This window comes from Microbacterium sp. ZOR0019, from assembly GCF_000800925.1.
In the GTDB taxonomy this organism is placed as follows: domain Bacteria; phylum Actinomycetota; class Actinomycetes; order Actinomycetales; family Microbacteriaceae; genus Microbacterium; species Microbacterium aurugineum.
This window is the reverse complement of sequence record NZ_JRKC01000076.1, coordinates 26,545-49,591: the sequence shown is the minus strand read 5'-3', so window position 1 is coordinate 49,591 and position 23,047 is coordinate 26,545. Positions and strand designations below refer to the sequence as shown.

Genomic DNA, 23,047 nt, shown 5'->3' with positions numbered 1-23,047 from the left:
GGGGCGGGGTCAGGCGCGACGGGGCGGAGCGGCGACCGCGGCGGCGATCGCGGCGGTGAGGGCCTCGAGCGAGGATTCGGGACTCCAGGCCGCGGCGACCGACGGCGCTTCCGCGCTCAACGCCGCGAGACGCTCGGGGTCGGTCAGGAGCGTGCGGATCGCTCGGCCGAGCGCATCGATGTCGCCGCTCGGCACCAGCATCCCGCCACCGCGCTGCAGCACATCACGGATGCCGTAGCGCACGTCGTACGAGATGACGGGAGTCGCGTGCAGCAGCGCCTCGACCACGCCGAGCGGCTGGCCTTCGAAAGCCGTGGACGTGACCAGGACGGACGCGCGGTCGAGCACCGTCCCCGGGGCGTCGGAGTACCCGGCGAGCACGATGCGATCCCCCGCGCCGAGCTCATCGATCAGCGCCTGCAGACGCTCCTGCTCCGGCCCGCCGCCCCAGATCTCCATCCGCGCACCCGGCACATCGGCGGCGAGGAAGGCGCGGATCGCATGGTCGACGCGCTTTCCGGGAGCGAGGCGCCCGAGCACGACGACGAGCCCGTCCTCCCGCAGATCCGGGCGCGGAGCGACGGGGGCGATCGGGTTGGGGACGACCGCGTGGAAAGCCGTGTCCCCGAACCGCGCGACCACGTCGTCGCGCTGGGTCGCGGTCGGCCAGATCACGGCATCGAACCGGTCGGCGAGCCGGAACCAGCGCGTCCAGAGCGTGTTCATGGTCGAGTCCGGGGTGTACGGCGCTTCGACGTGCATGGTGTGGATCGTGTGCACGATGCGCACCCGCGGGTCGGACCAGTCCGCGATGAGCTCACCGAGCTGGCGAGACTCGCAGATCACGACGATGGGGCGATCGCCGAAGGCAGCGGTGACGTGGTCGAGCCAGGCCCGGTACAGACCGCGGAACCCGTGCAGAGCTCCGACAGCCTCACCGTCGGCGTCGAACACCAGCACCGGCTCGTCGGTCAGGTGCCAGTCCGGGTTGCCGGGAATCACCGGGAGCGCCACGAAAGGACGGTCTTCGGTGTCCCGGAGGACCCGGTACTCGACTCCGGGGTCAGCGGCCACCGCGGAGTCGGCGGCCACCCTCAGCCATCCCGCCGCGCCGCCGCTGGGCTCCACCGCCTCGTCGAACAGATTTCGCAGGCGCGACGAGTCCTCGAGTGCCCCGTGCTCGACGAAAGTGCGCCGATGCGCGGCGTGGTCCGCAGCGGTCCCGGGGTCGAACGTGAGGAGCTGTGGTCCCGCCCCGTCGGCGACTCCCGCCCCGGCGAGCTGCCGGGCGCGCGCGAGCGTGGCGATCGTGTACCCGCCGTCGAGTCCCGGGATCAACCGGCTCGACAGCACCAGGTACTCGGCGTCGGGCAGAGCCGCCGCCGCATCGGGGAGCACCGAGCCCCCTACTCCCACTCGATCGTCCCCGGCGGCTTCGACGTGACGTCGAGCACGACACGGTTGACGTCACGGACGCCGTTCGTGATGCGGTTCGAGATCTTCGACAGCACGTCGTAGGGCAGGCGCGTCCAGTCGGCGGTCATGGCGTCTTCGCTCGACACCGGACGGAGCACGATCGGGTGGCCGTAGGTGCGACCGTCACCCTGCACACCCACCGAGCGCACGTCGGCGAGAAGCACGACCGGGCACTGCCAGATCTCCTGGTCGAGTCCGGCCTTCGTCAGCTCTTCGCGGGCGATGGCGTCGGCCTCACGCAGAATCTCGAGACGGTCAGCGGTGACCTCACCGATGATCCGGATACCGAGACCGGGCCCCGGAAACGGCTGACGCCCCACGATGGCCTCGGGAATGCCGAGTTCGCGGCCGATCGCCCGGACCTCGTCCTTGAACAGCGCGCGCAACGGCTCGATCAGTTCGAAGTCGAGGTCGTCGGGGAGGCCGCCCACGTTGTGGTGCGACTTGATGTTCGCGGTCCCCGCTCCGCCGCCGGACTCGACGACGTCGGGGTAGAGAGTGCCCTGCACGAGGAACTTCACCGGAGCGCCGCCCGATGCCTTGGCCTCGGCGACGAGGTCGAGCTGCACCTTCTCGAACGCGCGGATGAACTCGCGTCCGATGATCTTGCGCTTCTCCTCGGGGTCGGTCACACCCTTCAGGTGGCCGAGGAACGTGTCGGCCGCGTCGACCGTGATCAGCCGCACACCCGTCGACTCGACGTAGTCCTTCTCGACCTGTTCGCGCTCGCCCTTGCGGAGGAGACCGTGGTCGACGAAGACCGCGGTCAGCTGGTCGCCGATCGCCTTGTGCACGAGGGCGGTGGAGACCGCGGAGTCGACGCCACCGGAGAGCGCGGAGATCACGCGGGCCTCGCCGACCTGCTCACGGATACGCTCGATCTGCTCGGCGATCACGTTGCCGCTGTTCCAGTCGGAGGCCAGACCCGCCCCCTTGCGGAGGAAGTTCTCGAGCACACGCTGGCCGTGGTCGGAGTGCTTGACCTCGGGGTGCCACTGCACGCCGTAGAAGCCGCGCTCCTCGTGTGCGAACGCGGCGACCTTGGTGGCCTCGGTCGTGGCGAGCACGTCGAAGCCCTCGGGGGCCTTGGCGACCTGGTCGCCGTGACTCATCCAGACGTTCTGCTCCGCGGGCTGGCCGCCCAGCAGGGTTCCGCCGTCGCCGGTGATGACGGCATCGGTGGCGCCGTACTCGCGCAGGCCGGTGTGGGCGACCTCGCCGCCCAGGGTCTGGGCCATGTACTGGAAGCCGTAGCAGATGCCGAGGGTCGGGACACCGAGCTCGAAGACCGCGGGGTCGAGGCGCGGCGCCCCCTCCTCGTACACGGACGAGGGTCCGCCGGAGAGGATGATCGCGACCGGGTTCTTGGCGGCGATCTCGGCAGCCGTGGCGGTGTGCGGCACGATCTCGCTGTAGACGCCCGCCTCACGGACGCGGCGGGCGATCAGCTGCGCGTACTGCGCGCCGAAGTCGACGACGAGCGCAGGACGCTGCTGGGTCTCGGACTGTTCGGTCAACGGACACCTTCCGGGGCGGGGGCGGAGGCCTCGGCGGCCTCTCGGGTGGCGAGATAGGTCTTGACCTCACGGGCGACGACCGCCTCCATGAAGAACGACAGCAGCGGCACGACACCGCCGAGCGCGAGCATGATGAAGCGCGGGAAGCGCCAGCGCATCAGGCTCCACATGCGGAAGCACGCGAACAGGTAGACGACGTAGAACCACCCGTGCGCCACGAGGATGAACAGGGACAGGTTGAACCCGTCGCCCAACGAGGTCATCTCGCAGGAGTTGGTCATCGGGGCGAAGAGCGACCACCACTGGCAGTCGGGCCCGGCGAGCACGCCGGCGAACCAGAGCGGTCCTCCGGAGCCGCCCAGGAAGAGCTCGAGGTGGATCGGCGTGTACTTCAGCACCATCTCGGTCAGCAGCAGGAGCAGCATGACTCCTGTGATGATCGACGCGATCTGGTAGAACTTCAGCGCACCGCGGATCGCCGGAAAGCTGGCGACTTTCGGTTCGGGCATGCGTCCAGTCTAGTCGGCGTCGATGGGGGCCCGAGCCTGTCCTGGTTTCCTTCCCGGACGATCATCTCGCCACCTCATGTCCGAGAATCCGGGGCGCGCGTCATGTCCTCCGAATGGCCGACAGACAGATCATCGGTTCTTCCCTATGGTCGGTCGAAGTGTCACGGTGACATCACGAAGGAGTAACACGATGCGTATCCCGAAGTATCGACTGTCCACGCTGGTGGCGGGTGCCATGATCGGAGGCCTGTTGCTCGCGGGAGAGGCACCTGCCTTCGCCGCCGCCGCGGCTGCTCCGTCCGTCACGGTGATGACGGCGGCAAGCTCCGTGAAGACGAATACACTCATCGCGTCTGCTGAGCAGCCGGAAGAGTACAGCTATGACTTCGGCACCGGGACCACTGTCTCGCTCCACAGGAGCGGTTCCGCGCTCGTCACCCGCCCATCCGGCACGCCGAACATCGAACTCATCATCGCGATCATCGCTGCGCCACGGGCGACGGATGCTGCAGGCAACGCAGTAGAGACCTCCTATCTCGCGAGCGGGAGCGTCCTCACTCAAGTAGTCAGGCACCGGGGCGAGGACGTCACCTATCCGATAGTGGCCAGCCCGTCGCTTCCGTAGGCAGACGCGCGGGTCCTGACTCTCTGACAGCAGCGTCCGGGCCTCCGCACATCGATCAGGAATCGAGAAGCGGCCCCCGCGGAGCCTCCGTAGCGTCTCCTGCATGAACACCACGATCGATTCCCTCACCCTCGACGTCCCGGACGTGGACGCCGCCCGCTCGTTCTACACGCAGGCCTTCGACCTCGGTGACCGCCTGCGCCTCCGCACCGCGGATGCCGAGACCTCCGGCTTCCGCGGGTACACGCTGTCGCTCGTCGTCTCGCAGCCGGCGAACGTCCGCGCCCTCGTGGACGCTGCCGTCACCGCCGGCGCCCGCGTGATCAGCCCCGTCTCGAAGTCCCTCTGGGGTGTCGGAGGCACGATCCAGGCACCGGACGGCGCGATCTGGAAGGTCGCGACGTCGGCGAAGAAGGACACTGCTCCCCCGAGCCGCACGATCGACGAGATGATCCTCCTGCTCGGCGCGAAGGATGTGGTCGCGTCGAAGAACTTCTATGCGGACCGGGGCGTCCCGGTCGCGAAGAGCTTCGGCCGCAGCTACGTGCAGTTCGACACGGGAGCGAGCCCGATCGGCCTCGGCCTGTATCGGTATGCATCGCTCGCCAAGGATGCGGGTGTTCCGGCGGCCGGGTCGGGCTCGCATCGGCTCACGGTCCACGGTGCGCTCGGCGCCGCCGTCGACCCCGACGGGTTCGTGTGGGCTCCGGTCACGGTGACCGCCTGAGTTCCGACGGCATGACGAAGGCCGCCGGAAGCACTCCCGACGGCCTTCGTGCGTGTCATCCGACTAACGGATCAGAACCACCTGGTGAGGAGTTCCCAGAGCCAGTCGAGGATCGCACCGATGATGCCGCCGGCGCGGTTGACCTTGACCGTGGCGGTCGCCTCGTCGCCATCGGCCTGAGCCGCCGCGACGGTGCACTTGCCCGAGGGAGCGCTCTTCGGCACCGTCACCTGCGTGCTGAAGGTGCCGTCCGCGGACACCTGGACCGTGCCGACCTCGACCGGCTTGCCCTTCTTCGGGCGCAGCTCGATCGTCACCGTCTCACCGGGCTCGTACCCCTGGCCGGTGACCTTGAGGTTCTTGCCCGCCGACACCTTGGACGAGCCCAGGGCGATCGTGCCCGCGAACTCCTCCTCGCCGGCGATCGTGAACGGCACCTGCGCGGTGGTCCCCGTCCCGGCGACCGCGACGGTCAGGACCTGTTCGCCGAAGACACCCGACGGAACCGTGAAGGTCAGAGCGGCACGACCGCCCTCATCCGTGGTGTCGACGATCGTCGGATCCACCGCACCCGTCGCCAGGACGGTGTCTCCCAGCGAGAGCGACACCTCTCCCGGAGCCGGCTCGCCCGCGCTGAACGCCAGCGACGAGAGCGACACCGTGACCTGGTCACCGGCGCTGTACCCGTCGGCGTCCGCCGGGCTGACCGACACACCGACCGCGCGCTGGGCGTAATCGGGGCTGGCGGTCTTGTTCGCGTCGAACCAGTCGACCATCGACTGCAGGTCGATCTTGCCGGTGTCGCGCTTGCCCGTGCCCTCCTTGAAGGTGGAGAAGTTGTCTCCTCCCGCAGCGAGGAACGAGTTGGCCGCGACCGTGTAGTCCGCCGCAGGATCCACCGGCGTGCCGTCGAGCGTCATCGAGGTGATCCGCGAACCCTGTGCCGCTGCGGGGTCGTACGTGTAGACCAGCCCCTTCGAGACCCCGAGCTTCAGGAACGGACGTGCCGAACCCGCCGGCTGCCACTGCTCCTCGAGCACGCTCTTCAGCTGCGCACCCGTGAGCGTGAGCGTCACGAGCGTGTTGGCGAACGGCTGGACCGTCGCCGCTTCTCGGTAGGTGACGTTGCCGTCGGGATCGGATGCTCCGGAGGACGCGTACGTGAGGTTCGCGCGGATACCGCCCGGGTTCATGAGAGCCAGGTCGGCGCCGGTGGACGACTGCTGCACGTCGGCGACGAAGTTGCCGATGGTGGACTCTCCACCGCGGTTCTCCGAGCCGTTGGTCTGACGCGCGCGGTTGAAGTCCGCCGTGATGTCGCCGACCTTGATCGCTCCCAGGACATCGGCCTCGGCCTTCGCCTTGTCGACGATCGTCTGCACCTCCGGCACTGCCGGATAGAGCGGCTTGCCGGCCTCGGTGAGGGGCTTGATCTCGTTGGTGATCGAGATCAGGTCCTTCGTGGTGGCGTCGACCTGGATGTTCATCAGGCCCAGGTTCTCGCCGTACTGCCCCGCGGAGACGACCGGGCGGCCATCGATCACGTGGTTGTAGGCGAGGTGGGTGTGGGCCGACACGATGGCGTCGACGTCTTCATCGACCCCGTACACGATCTCGCCGAGCGGCGAATCCGGGGTGATGCTCGACAGCTCGACGCTGGAAGCGCCCTCATGCACGAGCAGGATGATGACATCCGCCTCCCCGTTGGACTCGTCGCCGTCACGCAGGTCGTCGGCCACCGCGTTCACGGAATCGGCGATGCTCCGGACTTCGAGGTCCGCGATGCCCTCCGGCGAGACGAGCGAGTCGAGGTCCTCGGTGACGGCTCCGATGAAGCCGACCTTCACACCGTCGAGCTCCTTGACCCAGGCGGGGGCGAGCGCCGGCTCACCGGTCTCGGTGACGAACACGTTCGAGGCGATGTACTCCCAGTCCGCGCGGTCCTGCACCCGATCGCGCAGGTCCTCCCAGCCCTGGTCGAACTCGTGGTTACCCGCTGCGCTGACGTCGAGACCGGCCGCGTTGAGGGCGTCGATCGTCGGGTTGTCGTCGTTGATGAACGAGGTGAACGTCGAGGCGCCGACCAGGTCGCCGGCACCGGCGAAGATCGTGTTCGGGTTCGCCTCACGGAACTGCTTCACAGCCCCTGCCAGCACCGCGGCTCCCGCGGCGGCGCCGTCGGCTTCGATCCTTCCGTGGAAGTCGTTGACCGTGACGACGTCGATGCTCACCGGCGGGATCTCCGCGGAGACGCCGACGATGATGGGGTCGTGGTCGCTGGAGCGGTACGGGGTGCCCTCCTCGGTGGCGCCGAACGCGTAGCCGCGGTCGCTCCACTCCGGAGAGTTGATGCCCCAGACTCCGGCGCCCGTGATCGACGAGGCCAGCGACGGCGACGCGATCACGTGGTCGAGGGAACCGAGCTCACCGTCGAACGTGTACGTGTACTGCCCCGATGCCGTATCGGCGACCAGGTCGCTCCACCCCTTCGAGGTGAACACGTCGATCGGGTCCTCCTCGCTGTAGGCGTTGAAATCGCCGATCAGCAGCATGTCGCCGCTGCCCGTCGTCTCCTCCAGGTCTTCCGTGAAGGCGAGGATCGCGTTCGCCTGCACGACGCGGTCGGCGTTGAAGAAGCCCTGCCCGTCGGCCGGCTCAGCGCCCGCGCCCTGGGGCGGCGACTTCGACTTCAGGTGGTTGGCCACGACCGTGACCACACGGCCGTCGATGTCGAACGCCTGGGCGATGGGCTCGCGGGCGTTGCCCCACACGCTCTCATCCGTGACGGTGGCACTGTCGCCCACCGTCGTGACGGCATCCTTCTTGTAGATGATGGCGTTCGTGATGTAGTCGGTGGTGGCCGCGTCGTTCAGCGCGTCGGGCGTGGGCACGTAGTCCCACACCTCGGCGCCCGCGTCGTCGTTGAGGCCGGCGACCAGATCCTCGAGCGCCGAGTCGATCGGCTTGCCCAGCTTCACGGAGTTCTCGATCTCCATGAGGGAGACGATCTCGGCGTCCAGACCGTTGATCGCCGCGACGATCTTCGACTTCTGGATCGCGAACTGCGCGGCGTTCGCCGCACCCCGGGCGTTCGAGTTCTCGCTCTTCAGCGTCGTGAAGTAGTTGTAGACGTTGAACGAGGCCACCTGGACGTCGCCGCCGACCTCCGGAGCCGACGCGGTCCGCGGGTTCGTCGCCTCGAATCCGACCTTGAGGTCGGCCGACGAGGAATCGTCGATCGGTACGACCGGCTGCAGACGCCAGTCGTCGAACCCCCACTGCAGCACATAGCCGTTGTCGCTGAAGTCCACGACGTCGCCGTTGCGGACGACGGTGTCCTTCGTGAAGTACGGCTGCTCGCCGGGGTGGCCGCTGTTCGTGACCTGGATCGACCAGCCGTCATCCAGGAGGATGCGGTTAGCGCGGTTGGCCGCGGCGATCGCGGTGGCCTCGTCGCCGGGGCGCGTGGTCTCCGTGCTCTTCACCGCGAGGTCTTCACCGGCGTTCAGCCAGAGCGTTCCGTAGTTGTACAGCTGGTGGCTGGAGGCCAGGCGGTAGCTTCCCTCCGGTGCCACGTACATGTTCTCGTACTGCTCCCGATCGGCACCGCGCACCGAGTCCGGCAGCGGTGTGACGGCGGGGACGCCGACTCCCGCGGTCAGCACCGCGACGTCACCGGCCGCAGCCGGGGCGATCTGGGTCTGCCCGAAGTACTCGCTCACCGCACCGGTCACCGAGACGAGGTCGCCGATCTCGAGTGTCGGGGACAGCGCGTTCAGGAAGACGAACACCCCGTCCGAGGCGCCCGGCGTGGCATCCGTCACCCCGCCGGAGCCCTGGGTCTGGATGACGATGCCCTTGTAGCCGCCCGTGCGGTAGTCCGCCGTGACGACGCCCTCGACCTCGACCGTCTGGCCGTTCAGCGGGGAGACATCGGTCGTGCCCTGGACCTCGGCGATCGTCGCCGCGATCGGATCCTCACCCGGGTCTGTTCCGGGGCCGGTGCCGCCGGAGCCCTGCGGGGTGATCGTCGCAGAGAGCGTGAAGTCCGCGCTGTTGTCGTCGGTGTCGACAGCGCCCGTGCGGTTCAACGACTTGACGTCGGTGTTCCCCGACGGCGCCGTGGCCGCCTTCGTCTCGAAGGTGTTCGACGAGCCGTAGCCGAGCAGGTCGACCACACCGTCCACACCCACCGTCGAACCCGGCGTGAGAGTGACGGCGGCGGTGCCCTCGACGAGGGCGAGTGTGCCGTTGGTGCCGCTCGGAGTCAGGGTGGTGACGGCATCCGGCGTGGGGAGCTCGGCACCGTTCGCGCCGTTGCTGTTGCCCTGCACCAGGTAGTAGCCGCCGGCGGGGATCTCCCCGGTGAGCGCGGCCACACCGTTGAAGGCGCCTGTGCCGCTGGCGGACCGGTACTGCAGCGACATGCCATCGAGGGTGATCGCGGCGGACGTCGGGTTGTAGAGCTCGACGAACTTGTTCTTGAAGGCCGCCCCCGCGCTGCCGCCGGAGAGATACGCCTCGTTGATCACCACCCCCGTGCCCGTGGTGTCGGCTGCGGCGGGAACGGCGGCCAGCGAGCCGAAGCTCAGCGCGGCGACGCAGGTCACGGCGAGAGCGCCGATGCGCCCCCGACTTCTACGGTGCGAGACCGGAACCATGCGGTTCCTCTCGTCTGGGGCGGACATCATCGGTGCTGTCTCCTCGGTCGGGTTCGACACTTCTCAGGACTGTCACGGCACACAGGGGAAACTCCCAGCGCGCTCACATGGTGCGAGCATACGGAGCGGTCAGGACATCCTCAACGGAGTTTCCCGATTCGTCACCGAGCGCTCACCGGATGGCCCGAGGGACCCCTGACGAAGGTCGCTATCGCCGCACGGGAGCACACAATTGCGCACCGTCGAGCGCGCGGATGCGCGCGATGATCAGGTGGTTTCCCGACCGAGCGCGTCTTCGAACTCCTCGACCTCGCGCTCCCACGCGTCTTTCGCCAGGCGGTACCAGAGGTAGAAGGCGAAGCCCGCGAAGATGGCCCACTCGACCGCGTAGAAGACGTTCAGCCAGTTGACCGGCGACATCTCCTCGGGTGCGGGCGACGAGATGTCGACCAGCCCCGCGGACGCCGTGGTCGAGGCGAGGTAGGGGCGGTACACGTGAAGCTGCTCGATGTCGTGCCATCGGCTGAGCAGAGCGGCGGGCGACATCCGGTCCAACTGCTCGGGCGCGGAGTGCGGAGGGACACGGGGTCCTTCGTCCGAGATCACCCGACCGGTCACCTCGACCTCTGACCCGTCCGCGTCGGCTTCGAGCTCCCGCACGGCCGCATCCGCGGTCTCCCGATCGGGGGTCCACCCGATCGCGACGGCGATCGACGTGCGCTCTGCGACCCGCAACTGTCCGGTCACCCAGAACCCCGGGACATCGTCGTTGAAACGGCTCGACACGACGATGAAGTCCTCGGGGATCCAGCGCCCCGAGGTCTCGACGCGCTGGCCCACGAGCGGCTCGGGGAGGTATTCACCCGGCTCGACGACATCGGTGAGCTGCTGCACCTGCTCGGTCTGGCCGGCGGGGGGCGGATCGGTGTCGATCGCGCGCTCCAACTGCCACTGACCGAGCCAGGCGAACACCCCGGCGACGAGGAGGCACAGCAGCAGCACCCCGATCCAGCGCCCCCGGAGCATGACCTCGCGGAGGGTCGGGGGGAACAGAGCAGGAGTCGTCACGGTCGAGCGCTGTGCCTCAGGCCTCGTACGGCGCGAGCACGACCTCGACCCGCTGGAACTCCTTGAGGTCGGAGTATCCGGTGGTCGCCATCGACTTGCGCAGCGCGCCGATGAGGTTCGCGGTGCCGTCGGCGACCGGGGCCGGGCCGTAGAGGATCTCCTCGAGCGTGCCGATTCCCCCGACCTCGACACGACGGCCTCGCGGCAGCTTCGAGTGGTGGGCTTCGGGACCCCAGTGGAAGCCGCGGCCGGGCGCATCGGTGGCCCGAGCGAGCGCGACACCGAGCATGACGGCGTCCGCCCCCATCGCGAGCGCCTTGACGATGTCGCCGGAGGTGCCGACGCCCCCATCGGCGATCACGTGGACGTAGCGGCCCCCGGACTCGTCGAGGTAGTCGCGGCGAGCCGCGGCGACGTCGGAGACCGCGGTCGCCATCGGCGCGTGGATGCCGAGAGTGGCACGCGTCGTGGATGCCGCCCCGCCGCCGAAACCGACGAGCACACCTGCTGCGCCCGTGCGCATGAGATGGAGGGCCGCGGTGTAGGTCGCCGCGCCACCGACGATGACGGGGACGTCGAGGTCGTAGATGAACTTCTTGAGGTTGAGGGGCTCCGCGACGCTCGAGACGTGCTCGGCAGACACGGTGGTGCCGCGGATCACGAACAGGTCGACGCCCGCTGCGGCGACCGTGTCGTAGTACTCCTGGGTGCGCTGCGGCGTCAGCGAACCGGCGACCGTGACGCCGGACTCGCGGATCTCGGCGAGTCGGCGGGTGATGAGCTCGGGCTTGATCGGCTCCGAGTACAGCTGCTGCATCCGGACGGTGGCCTCGCCCTCGTCGAGTCCGGCGATCTCCGCCAGCAGCGGCTCCGGGTCTTCGTAACGCGTCCACAGACCCTCGAGGTCGAGGACGCCGAGCCCGCCGAGCTGTCCGAGCATGATCGCCGTCTGCGGGCTCACAACCGAGTCCATCGGCGCTCCCAGCACCGGGATGTCGAAGCCGAAGGCGTCGATCGTCCATGCGGTCGACACGTCCTCCGGGTTGCGCGTGCGCCGCGATGGCACCACCGCGATGTCGTCGAACGTGTACGCGCGACGTGCGCGCTTTCCTCGGCCGAGCTCGATCTCCATGGTCACTCGTCCAGCCTACCCGGGAGCGGGGGTCGGCTCGGGCGGACGCACGCGGCCCGGCTCCTGATGGTCGTCGGATGTGGCGAAGGTGATCCCCACGCGCGGACTCTCAGTGTGCGTACCCGCCCCTCCGGCCTCCGTATCGTCAGCGGGCGCGGGCCACGCGGCGCTCATCCCAGACCGGTTCGTCGGACTCGTACACGTCCCCGCCCGAGCCGAACACCAGGAACCGGTCGAACGATCGCGCGAACCATCGATCGTGTGTCACGGCCAGCACCGTGCCCTCGAATCGCGCGAGTGCCTGTTCCAGTGCCTCGGCCGACTCCAGGTCGAGATTGTCGGTCGGCTCGTCCAGGAGCAGCAGCGTCGCCCCGGAGAGCTCGAGCAACAAGACTTGGAAACGTGCCTGCTGTCCACCGGACAGCGAGTCGAAAGTCTGCAGGGCCTGACGCACGAGCCCATAGCGGTCGAGCGCCGAGCTCGCGGCATCGCGCGGCATCCCGGTGCGACGATCGTCACCCCGGTGCAGGATGTCGAGGAGCGTGCGCCCGACGAACTCCGGATGCGCGTGCGTCTGCGCGAACAGACCGGGCACGACCCGCGCTCCGAGCGTCGCTGCGCCGGTGTGCTCGACCACGCTCAGCTGCTCCCCCGACGAGGTGACGTGACCGAGCGTGGTGTCGGGGTCGCTGCCACCACGCGCGAGCAAGCGCAGGAAGTGGGACTTGCCCGACCCGTTCGAGCCGAGCACGGCGACGCGATCGCCGTACCAGATCTCCGTGTCGAACGGCCGCATCAGCCCGGTCAGCTCCAGGCGCTGCACCACCACGGCGCGCTTGCCCGTGCGCGCTCCCCGCAGGCGCATGTCGAAATCCTGCGCGGGCGGGCGCTCCTCGGGCGGACCCGCCTCTTCGAACTTCCGCAACCGCGTCTGCGCCGCCTGGTACCGAGACGCGAAGCCGTCGTTCGCCGACGCCTTCACCTTGAGGTTCGCGACGAGGGTGCGCAGCTTCTCGTGCTGCTCATCCCAGCGACGACGCAGTTCGTCAAGCCGCTCCATCCGGTCCGCCCGCGCCTGCGGATAGGTACCGAATCCACCGCCGTGGACCCAGGCCGTGGCACCCGCGCCACCGGGCTCGAGCGTGATCAGCCGATCGATGGCACGTGCCAGGAGTTCCCGGTCGTGCGACACGAGCAGCACGGTCTTCGGCGTCGCCCGTAGCTGCTCCTCGAGCCAGCGCTTCGTCGGGACGTCGAGGTAGTTGTCCGGCTCATCGAGCAGCAGCACCTCGTCGGGTCCGCGCAGCAGCGCTTCGAGTGCGAGCCGCTTCTGCTCGCCCCCGGACAGCGTCGTGAGCTCGCGGAACCGCGCCCGCTCGAACGGCACCCCGAGCGCCGCGACCGTGCACTGATCCCAGACGGTCTCGTGCTCGTATCCACCGGCATCGGCGTATTCGGCGATCGCCGACGCATACGCCATCTGCGTGTCGTGCTCGTCGCGCTCGATCAGCGCGTTCTCCGCAGCTTCGAGCGTCTCGGCCGCGGTACGGATGCGCGCGGGCGCGACGCGCACGAGCAGGTGGTGGACCGTCTCCCCGGCCTCGCCGTGACCGACGAACTGGTCCATGACGCCCAGGCCGCCCTCGATCGTCACGACCCCGTCATCGGCGGACTGATCGCCGCGGATGATGCGCAGCAACGTCGTCTTGCCCGCGCCGTTGGGGCCGATGAGCGCGCTCGTCGACCCGGAGCCGACACGGAACGTCACCTCGTCGAGAAGCGGTCTGCCGTCGGGGAGCGTCAGTGAGACGCTGGAGACATCGATGTAGCCCACGGTGCGTGGCCGTCCTTCCGCCCCGCATGTGCCGAGCCGACCAGGCTATCAGCGCGAGCGGCCGGGCACGAACCGCGGCCGGCCGCGTCAGTCGACGTGACCCAGGCCCGTGAGCGCTTCGGTGCGAGGGGCGACGGGGAGGACGAACCGGAACTCGGTGCCGACGCCCTCCTGACTCGTGACGTCCATGGTGCCGCCGTGCGCCAGGACGATCGCTCGCGTGATCGTGAGTCCGAGCCCCACCCCCGGTACGGCATTGCGTGTCGCGGTCGACGCGCGGAAGAAGCGCGTGAACAGCATCCCCTGCTCGTTCTCGGGGATCCCGACCCCGGTGTCCCTGACCGAGAGCTCCACTCCCCCGTCCACCAGGCGCACCCGCGCCGTGACCCGACCACCGCTCGGCGTGAACTTGATGGCGTTGGAGAGGAGGTTGTCGAGCGCCTGGCCGATCCTTCCGGAGTCGACCACGAGGCGGACCGGGTCAGGGCCGACCTCGGCGTCGATCTCGATACCCTCTCGTTGCGCGTGCGGGCCCGCCGACACCACCGCCGAACGGACGAGCTCGGCGACATCGGCCTCCTCGCGATCGAGCGGGAACCGCCCGGATTCCACCTGTGCGGTGAAGAGGAGGTCGCCGACGAGGTTGAGCAGGCGCTGCGCATTGCGCTCGATGATGGACACGAACTCCTGCTGGTCGCCGGTGAGCGGCTGACCGGGATCGTTCTGGAGCAGATCGAGGAATCCGATGATGGCGCTGAGCGGGGTGCGCAGCTCGTGCGAGATCATCCCGACGAACTCGTCCTTCATCCGGGCGACCTCGACCGCCCTGGTCTCGTCGGTGAGCACGAACAGGTAGCCCTGCTGCGCACCGGCGCCGTCCTTGTGGGGGCTCACGGTCACGCGGGCGGGAACGGTCGTGCCGCCCGCGGTCGTCACCTCGATGTCACCGTCGACCGTGAGTCCTGCATCGGCCTGCGCGAACAAGGCCTGGATCCCCGGCGAGAGCTCGTTCTCCCCCGAGCGGCGGTCATCGGACGGCTGCAGGCGGTCGGCGTGCTCCGCCGCCAGCATCGACAGGACGGCGGTGGAGAAGAAGCGGTCGATGCGCACATCTTTCAGCGCCTCACCGGCCGAGAGCCCCAGCAGGCGCTCGGCCCCGGGGTTCCAGGCCGTGACGACACCCGCGCGCGTCGTGACGATCACGGCCTGCGCGGTGATCGACGACCAGACGCTCTCGAACGTATCCAGGAGCTCGCGGTACTGGCGCTCCTTGTCGCGCAGCTGCACGATCATCGCGACGTTCTCCGACAGCGCCTTGGTGCGCTCGGCCACCAGTTCCTCCGCCTGCTCGATGCGCAGACGCTGCTGTCGGGAGAGCTGGTTGATGACCGCCGCCACCGCGGCGAAGACCAGAGGGGCGACGACACCACGGAGCCACTCGGTCGAGGTGTGGGGTGGATCGGTCAGATACGGCATGAGCAGCGCGACGCAGGTGAGGCCTGCGACCACGAAGACCCAGCGGATGCCGGGTGCCGCCGCCAACCAGACCACGGGAAGGAGGATGAGAGCGGAGAAGAGAGCACCGGGGCCTCCCGTGCCGGTGCGAAAGAGGCCGAGACCGACGATGTCGAGGATCGGGATGAGCAGGACGGCCCACCCATCGTGGATCCCCCGTGCGGTGAGCACCGCGGCGAGGACGGTGGCCCCGAGAACCAGAGCGATACCGCCGACCGCCGACGCGGCATGAGTGACCGGCAGGTCCGGCACCCACCAGGTGAGCAGCCCCGCGAGGACGGCTGCGATGACCGTCGGTGCCTGCTTGAGCAACGGGCTCGGGTCGTCGAAGATCCGATACCACCGGTTCTCGGCCCGGTCGAGCGGCGTGGCCCTCATCGCTCGACCCGCCCCACGATGGCGTGCAGGTCGGCCCCGGTGATGGGCTTCGGCAGGGCGGCATCCGCCGGCGGGTAGTCGGCCGCGTCGAGCACCGAGCTGATCACGAGGAAGCAGCGAGGGAACCGGTCCTGTACCAGACGCGCGCACTCCTGCCCCGAGATCCCGGGCAGAAGCAGGTCGAGCACCGCCAGGACCGGATCGATCTCATCGAAGGCGGCGATCGCCGACTCGGCGTCGCGGGCGATGAACACGTCGAAGCCCTCGCGATCGAGATAGCGGCGCAGCAGCGCCGCCTGATCGGGGGCGTCTTCCACGACCAGGGCCAACGGCCTCCCGGTCATCGAAGGAACAGCTCTCGCACGATGACCACGGCGGCGACGACGACGAGAGCGATGATCGCCTGCGGGATCAGTCGCCGCTCGCGGCGCGCATCCTCGGCGATCTCCTCCGCTTCGGTGTCGTGTGACGGTGCTGCGGTCATGAGTCCACACGTCCGATCTTCTCGGTCTTGATCCAGGAGGCGTCGGCGCGACGCCATTCTTTGATGTACGAATCCACCGTGATGGCGCAGAGCAGGGACCCGTAGCCGCAGACGTACAGCAGCAGGCCGGCGAAGAAGCGGCCGGCAGGGAGCGGTTCCACCGCGCGGGCGAGCCAGATCCCCAGCATCGAGATCGGACCCCACAGATAGAAGATCACCGCCCAGGTGAACAACGTCTGCTCGGTGGCGCGCTGGCCGAGCGCCTGCAGAAGCGCCTGGAACAGCCACGGGAAGAGGGCGATGGCCATGAGGAGGAGCGCCCCGAGCCCGGGGAACATGATCGCCTCACGCCAGGAATGCCTCCCCGTTCGCGGGTCGAGCTGCACGGAGAAGAGTATCGAGAAGAGATAGATGCAGGCCGCCGAGATCCACATGAAGCGGAACACGAACTCGGCGATGTCGCTGTGCAGGACCAGCAGCGCGAGCATTCCCGCCGCGGCGAGGAGCATGAACGCCGGCAGCAGCAGGATCGTGAACCAGGCCAGACCGAATGAGAAGCTCCCCAGGCGATGGGTGGGGCTCGGACGGAACCACAGCTTCCGGTAGATCGATGTCAGCTGCACGTTGCCCCGCGCCCAGCGCAGGCGCTGCTTCCACAGGCTGTCGATCGTCCGCGGCTCTTCGGCCAGCACGACGGCGTGCGGCTCGAAGACCATGCGCCGCCCCTTGAGCTGACCTTCGAACGTGGTCATGGTGTCTTCTGCGAGGGTCCCCGTCGGGATGCGTCCGCCGATCGCCTCGAGGTTCGCGCGGGAATGCAGCTGCGCCCCGCCGGCGAGGCACGCGATCGCGCCGCCGACGTTCTGCACCCGGCGCGCGGAGAGCTGCCCGATCACGTACTCGATCGCGATGAAGCGCGTGAGGTAGTTTCGGTCGCGGCTGCCCTCGGCGATGTAGGCGGTCGCGGCACCGACTTCGTCGTCGGCGAGATGCCGGCTGAGCTTGCGGAGGGAGTCGCGTGCGAAGATGACGTCCGCATCCATGATGAGCACGGCTTCGGTCCACTCGTCCGCGAGCGCGATCTCGAGTCCGTGGTTGAGCGTGTGGGCCTTGCCTTCGCCGCCCTTCTCGCGCCGCAGGTGCACGACGCGTCCAGGATGTGCTGCCGCCTTCGCGGCGACGATGGTGGGTGTGTCGTCCGTGGACGCATCGTCGACGACGAAGATCCTCAGTCGCTCGCCGGGGTACTCCAGCTGGAGCAGCCGTTCGATGGCGGGGCCGATGACGAGCCCCTCGTTCCATGCCGGGATGATGACCGCGACGTTCGGGTGATACGGGGCCGCCTTGCCGTAATGGTTGCGGAACGCGTGCAGTGGCAGCACGAGGAACTGCAACCCCGTGTTGACGACGGGTAGCGTGCCGACCAGCACGCAGAGCAGGAGGAGGACGACGACGACTGTCTGGAGCCAGGTCAGATCCGTCATGACGAGGCCTCGATCGCGTCGAGCAGCGGGATCACACGGGAGTATCGGCCGACATCCGCCGCTTCATGACTGTCCGTGGAGGCGACGAGCTCTCCACCCGCCCGTTGCAGGGCCGACAGCGCTTCAGGCCCGGGGCACGCCCATTTCTCGTTGACCTCCACCCGTGTCCCGGTCTCGACGGCGGCACGTGCCCAGGCCTGCGTCCGCTCCGCCCCGAGATCCTGCTCGGACAGCCCGATCTTGGGCAGGAGGGAGAAGCAGTGCGCGAGCTGGTTGCCCGGGTACCGGCGCATCGTGGCGATCAGGGCGTTCACGAGCTGGTCGAGCACATCGTCCACCGCCCACCCTGCGGCGATCCGCTCGCGCACGACGGACGGGCCGAGCGGACCGTCGACACCGGGGTACTGATGGTCGGCGATCAGGATCCGGTCGATGCCGTCCGGCAGAGCCGGGATGTCGAGGGATCCGGAGCTGTCGAGGATCTTCGCTTCCACACCGGTGAGCACCACGAGCCCGTCCGGCACCCGGAGAGCGCGCACGGCGGAGAGGTACTCGGGCACCCAGGTGGTGCTCTCACGCACATGGTCGACCAACCGCACCGTGCTCAGGCCCGCCGCCGCCGCGGCCTCGACATTCTCGGAGAGCGTCGAGACGGCGTCGTCGGAGAAGGTCGAATGGACGTGGTGATCGCCGCGAAGCAGGGGGTGGCTCACAGCTCCTCCTGGTGCCCCGCGTGGTCGGAGACCAGCACGTCCTCGACCTCGACGATCACGTCTTCCAGGAAGCGCACCGAAGCGACCTCACGGAACGGGATGTTCACCGGCAGCTCACGCCCCAGGAACAGATCCGCGACGAGCGACGGGATGTCGACCCCGGCCGCGATCGTGAGCGGCAGAGCCCCGGGGAAGCGCGGGTTGACCTCGAGCAGCACGGCACGACCGGCGCGGTCACGACGCAGCTGCACGTTCGCGACGCCCACGAGTCCGATGGCCCGCGCGATCGATGCGGCGGTCTCCTCGAGTTCGGGGTCACGCACGGTGCGTCCGGCGATCGCGACCCCCGAGTCGACCCTGGCACGGGTGCGCGGCACGGCGGCGACCACGGCACCCGCAGCATCGGCGATGACGTCGACCGAGTACTCCTCCCCCGGGAGAAAGTCCTGCACGATCAGGCCTTCGTCCGTGGGCAGCGCCTCGAGGGCGGCACGATCCGGCACGAGTCGGACGCCACGGCTTCCCGCACCCTGGCGAGGCTTGGCGAAGACCGGGAACTCCCAGTCGACGGCCTCCGCCTCGGGGCCGGCGAGGACCGTGCGGGGCGTGCGACCGGTCGGGGCGCATCGCTCGGCGAGGGCGAGCTTGTCGAGCGCGGTGTTCAACGTGTCCGCCGAGGGCGCGGCCAGGACCGCGGGGGCCAGCTCGTCCCGTCGTCCGGCGAGGGCGATGAGCTCGACATCCACCGTGGAGATCACGAGGTCGAGGGCGTCGGCTTCGACCATCCGCGCGATGGCCGGCACGAAGTCCACGTCCCGCCCCGGTGGCACCAGACGACGCTGCGCCGGAGGCACCAGATAGATGCCGCTCGCCCACCCGTCCATGTCGGCGGCGAACACGGTCAGATCGGCTCGGCGGAGGAGGGAGCGGATCACGGCCACACCTGCCGGACCTCCCGCGCCGGTCACCAGTACGCGCGTCGTCATCAGTTCTCCCGTCGGCTGAGTTCGTGGGCACCGATGAACTCCGCCGTCTCACGCACGACCTCGAGGGGTTCGACGGCTGTCCCACCCCCGAACCGCGACCAGTATCGTGCGGTCGCCGTGACGAACTCGGGTGCGAGGTACTCCCGGCTCGCGGTCTGCGAGTGGAAGCTCTCCAGGAGCCGGAGCTTCTCGTCCAGGTACTGGTCGATCCGCACGAACCGCGTAGGGCGGAAGTCGATCGTCGACGACGGGCTCTGGTAGCAGGCGACCGTGCCGACGCGCCGGGTGGCCACGATCGTGGCCTCACTCACGGCCCGGTGATCCTGGTGCCTGTCGTGACCCGAATGCGTGTAGACGATGGTGGGGCGGATCTCCTGCACCACCTCTTCGATGAGGCGCACGGTCGATCCGCCGCCGGGGATCTCGGTGTCGACGAGGTCCTTGAGGAAGAGCCGGGCGCCGAGCAACTCGGCCGCGGCCAGCGACTCGTCCTGTCGGCTGTCGGCGTCACCGCCTCTGGCACCGCGGGAGAGGGTGAGGATCGTGATCTCGTCGCCCGCCCTGGCGTGGGCAGCGAGAAGTCCGCCGACGCCGATCTCCACGTCATCGGGGTGCGCGCCGATCGCGAGCACCCGTTCCGGTTGGCGGGCCCCCTCCCGGCGCCGACGCCCCTCCTCGATCAGCCGAGTGACGGACTCGACGAGTTTGGCGTTGTCGAGCGGTTTCGTGAGGAACTCGTCCGCCTGCGCACGCAGCGCGGAGACCGCGTACTCGACGGAGACGTGGGCCGTCATCACCAGCACGGGCACGGTCGGAACCGTTCGACGCAGCTCGGCCAGCAACTCCAGGCCGCTCAGCCCCGGCATCTCGATGTCGGTCACGACGACGTCGGGGCGCTGCGCCCCGACGCGCTCGACGGCGACCTGACCGTCTTCCGCGACATCGACGATGCAGCCCGCCCGCCGCTCGAGCACGGTCTTCACGAGCAGGGCGACGTCCGGATCGTCATCGACGACGAGAACGCGAGGAGAATCCTCAGGCATGGATACAGCTCTCCTTGGGGAGGTTCCCTGACCGATGGGGATCGGCCTGCGATCTCGGTGCCTTCATCACCGGAACCGCCGGGAAAGTCGAGCGGGGTATGTCGATTCTGGCATACACGGCCGTCTTCCCCGCGACTTCGTTCTCACGAGGTCGCACGTGCCGCGCGCTTCTCCTGCTGATACACCCGGATCGCCTCGTAGCGCTCTGCGGACCGAGCCCGACGCTTGGCCGCCTCCTCGTCGCGGTTCTTCGGGGGCGCCGTCGTGACGAGCTCGTCCAGGAGCACCCGGGTCGCCTGAGCGATCTCGGTGACAGCGCGATCGAACACGGCTCGATTGGCACGGGACGGTGCCGTCGTCCCGGCGATCTTGCGCACGAACTGCAGGGCTGCGTCGTGGCACTCGTCGTCGGTCGCGGCAGGCTCGAGGTTGTTGAGCGGGACGATGTTTCGGCACATACCCGCACGCTACGCCTGGGGCCGCGTCGGCGGAAGAGTCCGTGCGACCGTGCCGCGTCCGGAGGGGATGGTGCGGGCGCCGACGCTTCGCTACGCTCGGGGCGTCCGGAGCCGCCGGGCACAATCCTCGTACCCCCAGAGACAGGACAGCGCATGACGAATCCCCCGCCATACCCTGAGCAGCCGACCCCCGGCTCCGGCGCCCCGGCCGCCCCGGGAGGCGGCTACCCGGCTGCTCCCGCTCCTGCCTACTCGCAGCCCACGCCTACTCCGCCGGGCCGGGTGCTGTCGATCGTCGGACTGGTCCTCGCATTCCTCATGGCGCCCGTCGGCCTGATCATCAGCATCGTGGCCGCCGTGAAGCTCGGCAAGGCCGGTCAGCCCAAGGGGCTCGCCATCGCGGGCATCATCGTCGGCGCGATCATCACGATCCTGGAGATCGTCGCGATCATCCTCGTCGTCACCGTCTTCGCCGGACTCATCGGCATGTGCGCCGACCTCGGTCCCGGCGTGTGGGAGGTCGGCGGCGTGACCTACACCTGCGGCTGACCGCGGGTACACCACGACGAGGAGGGACCGGATACCGCGGTATCCGGTCCCTCCTCGTCTGCAGGGGTTACTTCTTGTAGTTCGGTGCTTCGACCACGATCTGCACGTCGTGCGGGTGCGACTCCTTGAGCCCCGCCGAGGTGATGCGGACGAACTTGCCCCGCGTCTTGAGCTCTTCGATGGTGCGCGCGCCGACGTAGAACATCGACTGCCGGAGGCCTCCGACCAGCTGATATGCCACGGCGGCGAGCGGCCCGCGATACGGGACCTGCCCTTCGATGCCCTCCGGGATCAGCTTGTCGTCGCTCGGGACATCGGCCTGGAAGTAGCGGTCCTTGGAGTACGAGGTCTGCTTGCCGCGCGTCTGCATCGCACCCAGCGAGCCCATGCCGCGATACTGCTTGAACTGCTTGCCCGATTGGAAGACGATCTCGCCGGGGGACTCGTCGGTGCCGGCCAGGAGCGAACCGAGCATCACCGCATCGGCGCCGGCGACGAGGGCCTTCGCGATGTCGCCCGAGTACTGCAGACCACCGTCGGCGATCACCGGGACACCGGCGGGACGAGCGGCGAGCGACGCCTCGTAGACGGCCGTGACCTGGGGCACGCCCACGCCCGCGACGACGCGCGTGGTGCAGATGGATCCGGGTCCGACGCCGACCTTCACCGCGTCGACGCCGGCGTCGACCAGAGCCTGCGCGCCTTCCCGGGTCGCCACGTTCCCGCCGATGACGTCGATGTGCTCGAACGATGCGTCGGCCTTCAGGCGGCGAACGAGGTCGATCACGCCCTGGGACTGTCCGTTGGCGGTATCGACGACCAGCACGTCGACCCCCGCGTCACGCAGCGCCTCCGCGCGCTCCCACGCGTCTCCGAAGAAGCCGATGGCCGCACCGACGCGGAGTCGCCCCTGGTCGTCCTTGGTCGCGAGCGGGTACTTCTCGCTCTTGTCGAAGTCCTTGATGGTGATCAGCCCTGCGAGCTTGCCGTCGCCGTCGATCAGCGGCAGCTTCTCGACACGGTGCTTGGCGAACAGGGCGATGACCTCGCCGGCGGCGACGCCGACCGGAGCGGTCACGAGGTTCTCCCGCGTCATGACGTCTTTGACGAAGGTGCTCTGACGCTCGAAGCCGGAGACGAAGCGCATGTCGCGGTTGGTGATGATGCCGACGAGCTTGCCCTCGTCGTCGACGACGGGAAGACCCGAGATGCGGTACTTCGCGCACAGGTTGTCGACCTCTTCGACCGTGGCGTCCTGCGTGGTCGTGATGGGGTCGGTGATCATGCCCGACTCGCTGCGCTTGACGCGGTCGACGTGCGCGGCCTGATCCGCGATGGAGAGGTTGCGGTGGAGGATGCCGATGCCGCCCTCACGCGCCATCGCGATCGCCATGCGCGACTCCGTCACGGTGTCCATCGCGCTCGACAGCAGCGGGGTGGCGACCGAGATGCGCCGCGTGATCCTCGACGAGGTGTCCGCCTCGCTGGGGATCACGTCGGTGTGCCCGGGCAGGAGCAGCACGTCATCGTACGTCAGTCCGACGAAGCCGAAGGGATCGTGCTGTTCCATGGAGTCTCCTTCTGCGCGTGTCGCGCATGTCCGAGTGCGAGGGGGTGGTCGACGTCGGCCGTTCGCGGGGCAGCGGCCCGTATGAAGATTCTAAGCGAGACACGCCCGAGAACATTCCCAGATCCCGGTCGTTACCGGACCGTTGGCCCCGACGGTAGGTGATTCGCCGATCGCGCATTACGCTCAAGTGCGTCGTCCATCCCCGCGGTCGAACCCGACACCGCGGAGACACAGCACTCAAAGTGGAGGTTGCGTGGGACCCACAACAATCGCCGTGCATCGAAAGCGCCCCTGGCTGGTCGCCTTCCTCGGTATCCT

General features: G+C 68.7%; 19 protein-coding genes. 3 read left to right on the top strand and 16 right to left on the bottom strand.

Translation table 11 applies throughout. The annotated features are described in order from the left end of the window. Window positions 1-9: 9 nt before the first annotated feature. From L978_RS15490 to L978_RS15480, 3 genes are read right to left on the bottom strand one after another with little or no spacing between them, the layout of a single operon-like run. Window positions 10-1,398 carry a glycosyltransferase gene (locus L978_RS15490; RefSeq protein ID WP_047524184.1) on the bottom strand — a complete coding sequence of 463 codons (1,389 nt, stop codon included), beginning with the start codon at window positions 1,396-1,398 and terminating at the stop codon, window positions 10-12. Window positions 1,399-1,406: 8 nt separating this feature from the next. Continuing rightward, entirely contained in the window at window positions 1,407-2,993 is a 1,587-nt protein-coding gene (guaA, locus tag L978_RS15485) for a glutamine-hydrolyzing GMP synthase (protein ID WP_047524183.1), read from the bottom strand. Further along, a complete protein-coding gene (locus L978_RS15480; RefSeq protein WP_047524182.1) occupies window positions 2,990-3,502 on the bottom strand; it encodes a DUF3817 domain-containing protein in 513 nt (170 codons plus the stop codon). The genes guaA and L978_RS15480 overlap by 4 nt, the downstream gene beginning before the upstream one ends. Before the next feature lie 190 nt (window positions 3,503-3,692). On the opposite strand from L978_RS15480, the gene L978_RS15475 reads away from it, so the two are divergent. Both L978_RS15475 and L978_RS15470 read left to right on the top strand, forming a co-directional pair. Beyond that, window positions 3,693-4,127, top strand: coding sequence for a hypothetical protein (locus tag L978_RS15475; RefSeq protein ID WP_047524181.1), 435 nt, complete (start codon window positions 3,693-3,695; stop codon window positions 4,125-4,127). 103 nt (window positions 4,128-4,230) lie between these two features. Beyond that, a complete protein-coding gene (locus L978_RS15470) occupies window positions 4,231-4,854 on the top strand; it encodes a glyoxalase (protein ID WP_047524180.1) in 624 nt (207 codons plus the stop codon). Between the two features lie 71 nt (window positions 4,855-4,925). On the opposite strand, the gene L978_RS15465 is transcribed toward L978_RS15470, so the two are convergent. From L978_RS15465 to L978_RS15415, 12 genes are all read right to left on the bottom strand, one after another. Further along, on the bottom strand, window positions 4,926-9,515 hold the full coding sequence (locus L978_RS15465; RefSeq protein WP_231555079.1) for an ExeM/NucH family extracellular endonuclease: 4,590 nt from the start codon (window positions 9,513-9,515) through the stop codon (window positions 4,926-4,928). Window positions 9,516-9,782: 267 nt separating this feature from the next. Further along, window positions 9,783-10,541 carry an SURF1 family protein gene (locus L978_RS15460; protein WP_052193804.1) on the bottom strand — a complete coding sequence of 253 codons (759 nt, stop codon included), beginning with the start codon at window positions 10,539-10,541 and terminating at the stop codon, window positions 9,783-9,785. Window positions 10,542-10,599: 58 nt separating this feature from the next. Further along, window positions 10,600-11,715: a GuaB3 family IMP dehydrogenase-related protein gene (locus L978_RS15455; protein WP_047524178.1), complete on the bottom strand. Its 1,116-nt coding sequence runs from the start codon at window positions 11,713-11,715 to the stop codon at window positions 10,600-10,602. 145 nt (window positions 11,716-11,860) lie between these two features. Further along, window positions 11,861-13,549: an ABC-F family ATP-binding cassette domain-containing protein gene (locus tag L978_RS15450; protein ID WP_047524177.1), complete on the bottom strand. Its 1,689-nt coding sequence runs from the start codon at window positions 13,547-13,549 to the stop codon at window positions 11,861-11,863. An 87-nt stretch (window positions 13,550-13,636) separates the two neighbouring features. Beyond that, window positions 13,637-15,442 carry a sensor histidine kinase gene (locus L978_RS15445; protein WP_047524176.1) on the bottom strand — a complete coding sequence of 602 codons (1,806 nt, stop codon included), beginning with the start codon at window positions 15,440-15,442 and terminating at the stop codon, window positions 13,637-13,639. Next, window positions 15,439-15,786, bottom strand: coding sequence for a response regulator (locus tag L978_RS15440; protein WP_047524175.1), 348 nt, complete (start codon window positions 15,784-15,786; stop codon window positions 15,439-15,441). Before L978_RS15440 ends, L978_RS15445 begins: the two co-directional genes overlap by 4 nt. Continuing rightward, window positions 15,783-15,926 (bottom strand): hypothetical protein, encoded by a 144-nt coding sequence (locus L978_RS19010; protein WP_197055675.1) that lies wholly within the window; start codon window positions 15,924-15,926, stop codon window positions 15,783-15,785. The genes L978_RS15440 and L978_RS19010 overlap by 4 nt, the downstream gene beginning before the upstream one ends. Then, the gene (locus L978_RS15435; RefSeq protein WP_047524174.1) at window positions 15,923-17,410 is read right to left on the bottom strand and encodes a glycosyltransferase family 2 protein; all 1,488 of its coding nucleotides are present in this window, start codon (window positions 17,408-17,410) and stop codon (window positions 15,923-15,925) included. The genes L978_RS19010 and L978_RS15435 overlap by 4 nt, the downstream gene beginning before the upstream one ends. Continuing rightward, window positions 17,407-18,123 carry a PHP domain-containing protein gene (locus L978_RS15430; RefSeq protein ID WP_047524173.1) on the bottom strand — a complete coding sequence of 239 codons (717 nt, stop codon included), beginning with the start codon at window positions 18,121-18,123 and terminating at the stop codon, window positions 17,407-17,409. Before L978_RS15430 ends, L978_RS15435 begins: the two co-directional genes overlap by 4 nt. Further along, window positions 18,120-19,109, bottom strand: coding sequence for an ATP-grasp domain-containing protein (locus L978_RS15425; RefSeq protein ID WP_047524172.1), 990 nt, complete (start codon window positions 19,107-19,109; stop codon window positions 18,120-18,122). Before L978_RS15425 ends, L978_RS15430 begins: the two co-directional genes overlap by 4 nt. Beyond that, window positions 19,109-20,152 carry a response regulator gene (locus L978_RS15420; RefSeq protein WP_047524171.1) on the bottom strand — a complete coding sequence of 348 codons (1,044 nt, stop codon included), beginning with the start codon at window positions 20,150-20,152 and terminating at the stop codon, window positions 19,109-19,111. The genes L978_RS15425 and L978_RS15420 overlap by 1 nt, the downstream gene beginning before the upstream one ends. A 143-nt stretch (window positions 20,153-20,295) precedes the next feature. Then, window positions 20,296-20,610 carry a DUF2277 domain-containing protein gene (locus tag L978_RS15415; RefSeq protein WP_047524170.1) on the bottom strand — a complete coding sequence of 105 codons (315 nt, stop codon included), beginning with the start codon at window positions 20,608-20,610 and terminating at the stop codon, window positions 20,296-20,298. A 153-nt stretch (window positions 20,611-20,763) separates the two neighbouring features. On the opposite strand from L978_RS15415, the gene L978_RS15410 reads away from it, so the two are divergent. Beyond that, window positions 20,764-21,159 carry a hypothetical protein gene (locus L978_RS15410; RefSeq protein ID WP_153243676.1) on the top strand — a complete coding sequence of 132 codons (396 nt, stop codon included), beginning with the start codon at window positions 20,764-20,766 and terminating at the stop codon, window positions 21,157-21,159. A gap of 67 nt (window positions 21,160-21,226) precedes the next feature. On the opposite strand, the gene guaB is transcribed toward L978_RS15410, so the two are convergent. Next, a complete protein-coding gene (gene guaB / locus L978_RS15405; RefSeq protein WP_047524169.1) occupies window positions 21,227-22,729 on the bottom strand; it encodes an IMP dehydrogenase in 1,503 nt (500 codons plus the stop codon). Window positions 22,730-23,047 lie beyond the last annotated feature (318 nt).

Bases quoted from the DNA above. Each gene is read 5' to 3' on its own strand.
- L978_RS19010 (WP_197055675.1), bottom strand. From the start codon at position 15,926: ATGACCGCAGCACCGTCACACGACACCGAAGCGGAGGAGATCGCCGAG.
- L978_RS15475 (WP_047524181.1), top strand. From the start codon at position 3,693: ATGCGTATCCCGAAGTATCGACTGTCCACGCTGGTGGCGGGTGCCATG.
- L978_RS15415 (WP_047524170.1), bottom strand. From the start codon at position 20,610: ATGTGCCGAAACATCGTCCCGCTCAACAACCTCGAGCCTGCCGCGACC.
- L978_RS15480 (WP_047524182.1), bottom strand. From the start codon at position 3,502: ATGCCCGAACCGAAAGTCGCCAGCTTTCCGGCGATCCGCGGTGCGCTG.
- L978_RS15435 (WP_047524174.1), bottom strand. From the start codon at position 17,410: ATGACGGATCTGACCTGGCTCCAGACAGTCGTCGTCGTCCTCCTCCTG.
- L978_RS15425 (WP_047524172.1), bottom strand. From the start codon at position 19,109: ATGACGACGCGCGTACTGGTGACCGGCGCGGGAGGTCCGGCAGGTGTG.
- L978_RS15420 (WP_047524171.1), bottom strand. From the start codon at position 20,152: ATGCCTGAGGATTCTCCTCGCGTTCTCGTCGTCGATGACGATCCGGAC.
- L978_RS15440 (WP_047524175.1), bottom strand. From the start codon at position 15,786: ATGACCGGGAGGCCGTTGGCCCTGGTCGTGGAAGACGCCCCCGATCAG.
- L978_RS15465 (WP_231555079.1), bottom strand. From the start codon at position 9,515: ATGGTTCCGGTCTCGCACCGTAGAAGTCGGGGGCGCATCGGCGCTCTC.
- guaB (WP_047524169.1), bottom strand. From the start codon at position 22,729: ATGGAACAGCACGATCCCTTCGGCTTCGTCGGACTGACGTACGATGAC.
- L978_RS15455 (WP_047524178.1), bottom strand. From the start codon at position 11,715: ATGGAGATCGAGCTCGGCCGAGGAAAGCGCGCACGTCGCGCGTACACG.
- L978_RS15410 (WP_153243676.1), top strand. From the start codon at position 20,764: ATGACGAATCCCCCGCCATACCCTGAGCAGCCGACCCCCGGCTCCGGC.
- L978_RS15460 (WP_052193804.1), bottom strand. From the start codon at position 10,541: ATGCTCCGGGGGCGCTGGATCGGGGTGCTGCTGCTGTGCCTCCTCGTC.
- L978_RS15445 (WP_047524176.1), bottom strand. From the start codon at position 15,442: ATGAGGGCCACGCCGCTCGACCGGGCCGAGAACCGGTGGTATCGGATC.
- L978_RS15470 (WP_047524180.1), top strand. From the start codon at position 4,231: ATGAACACCACGATCGATTCCCTCACCCTCGACGTCCCGGACGTGGAC.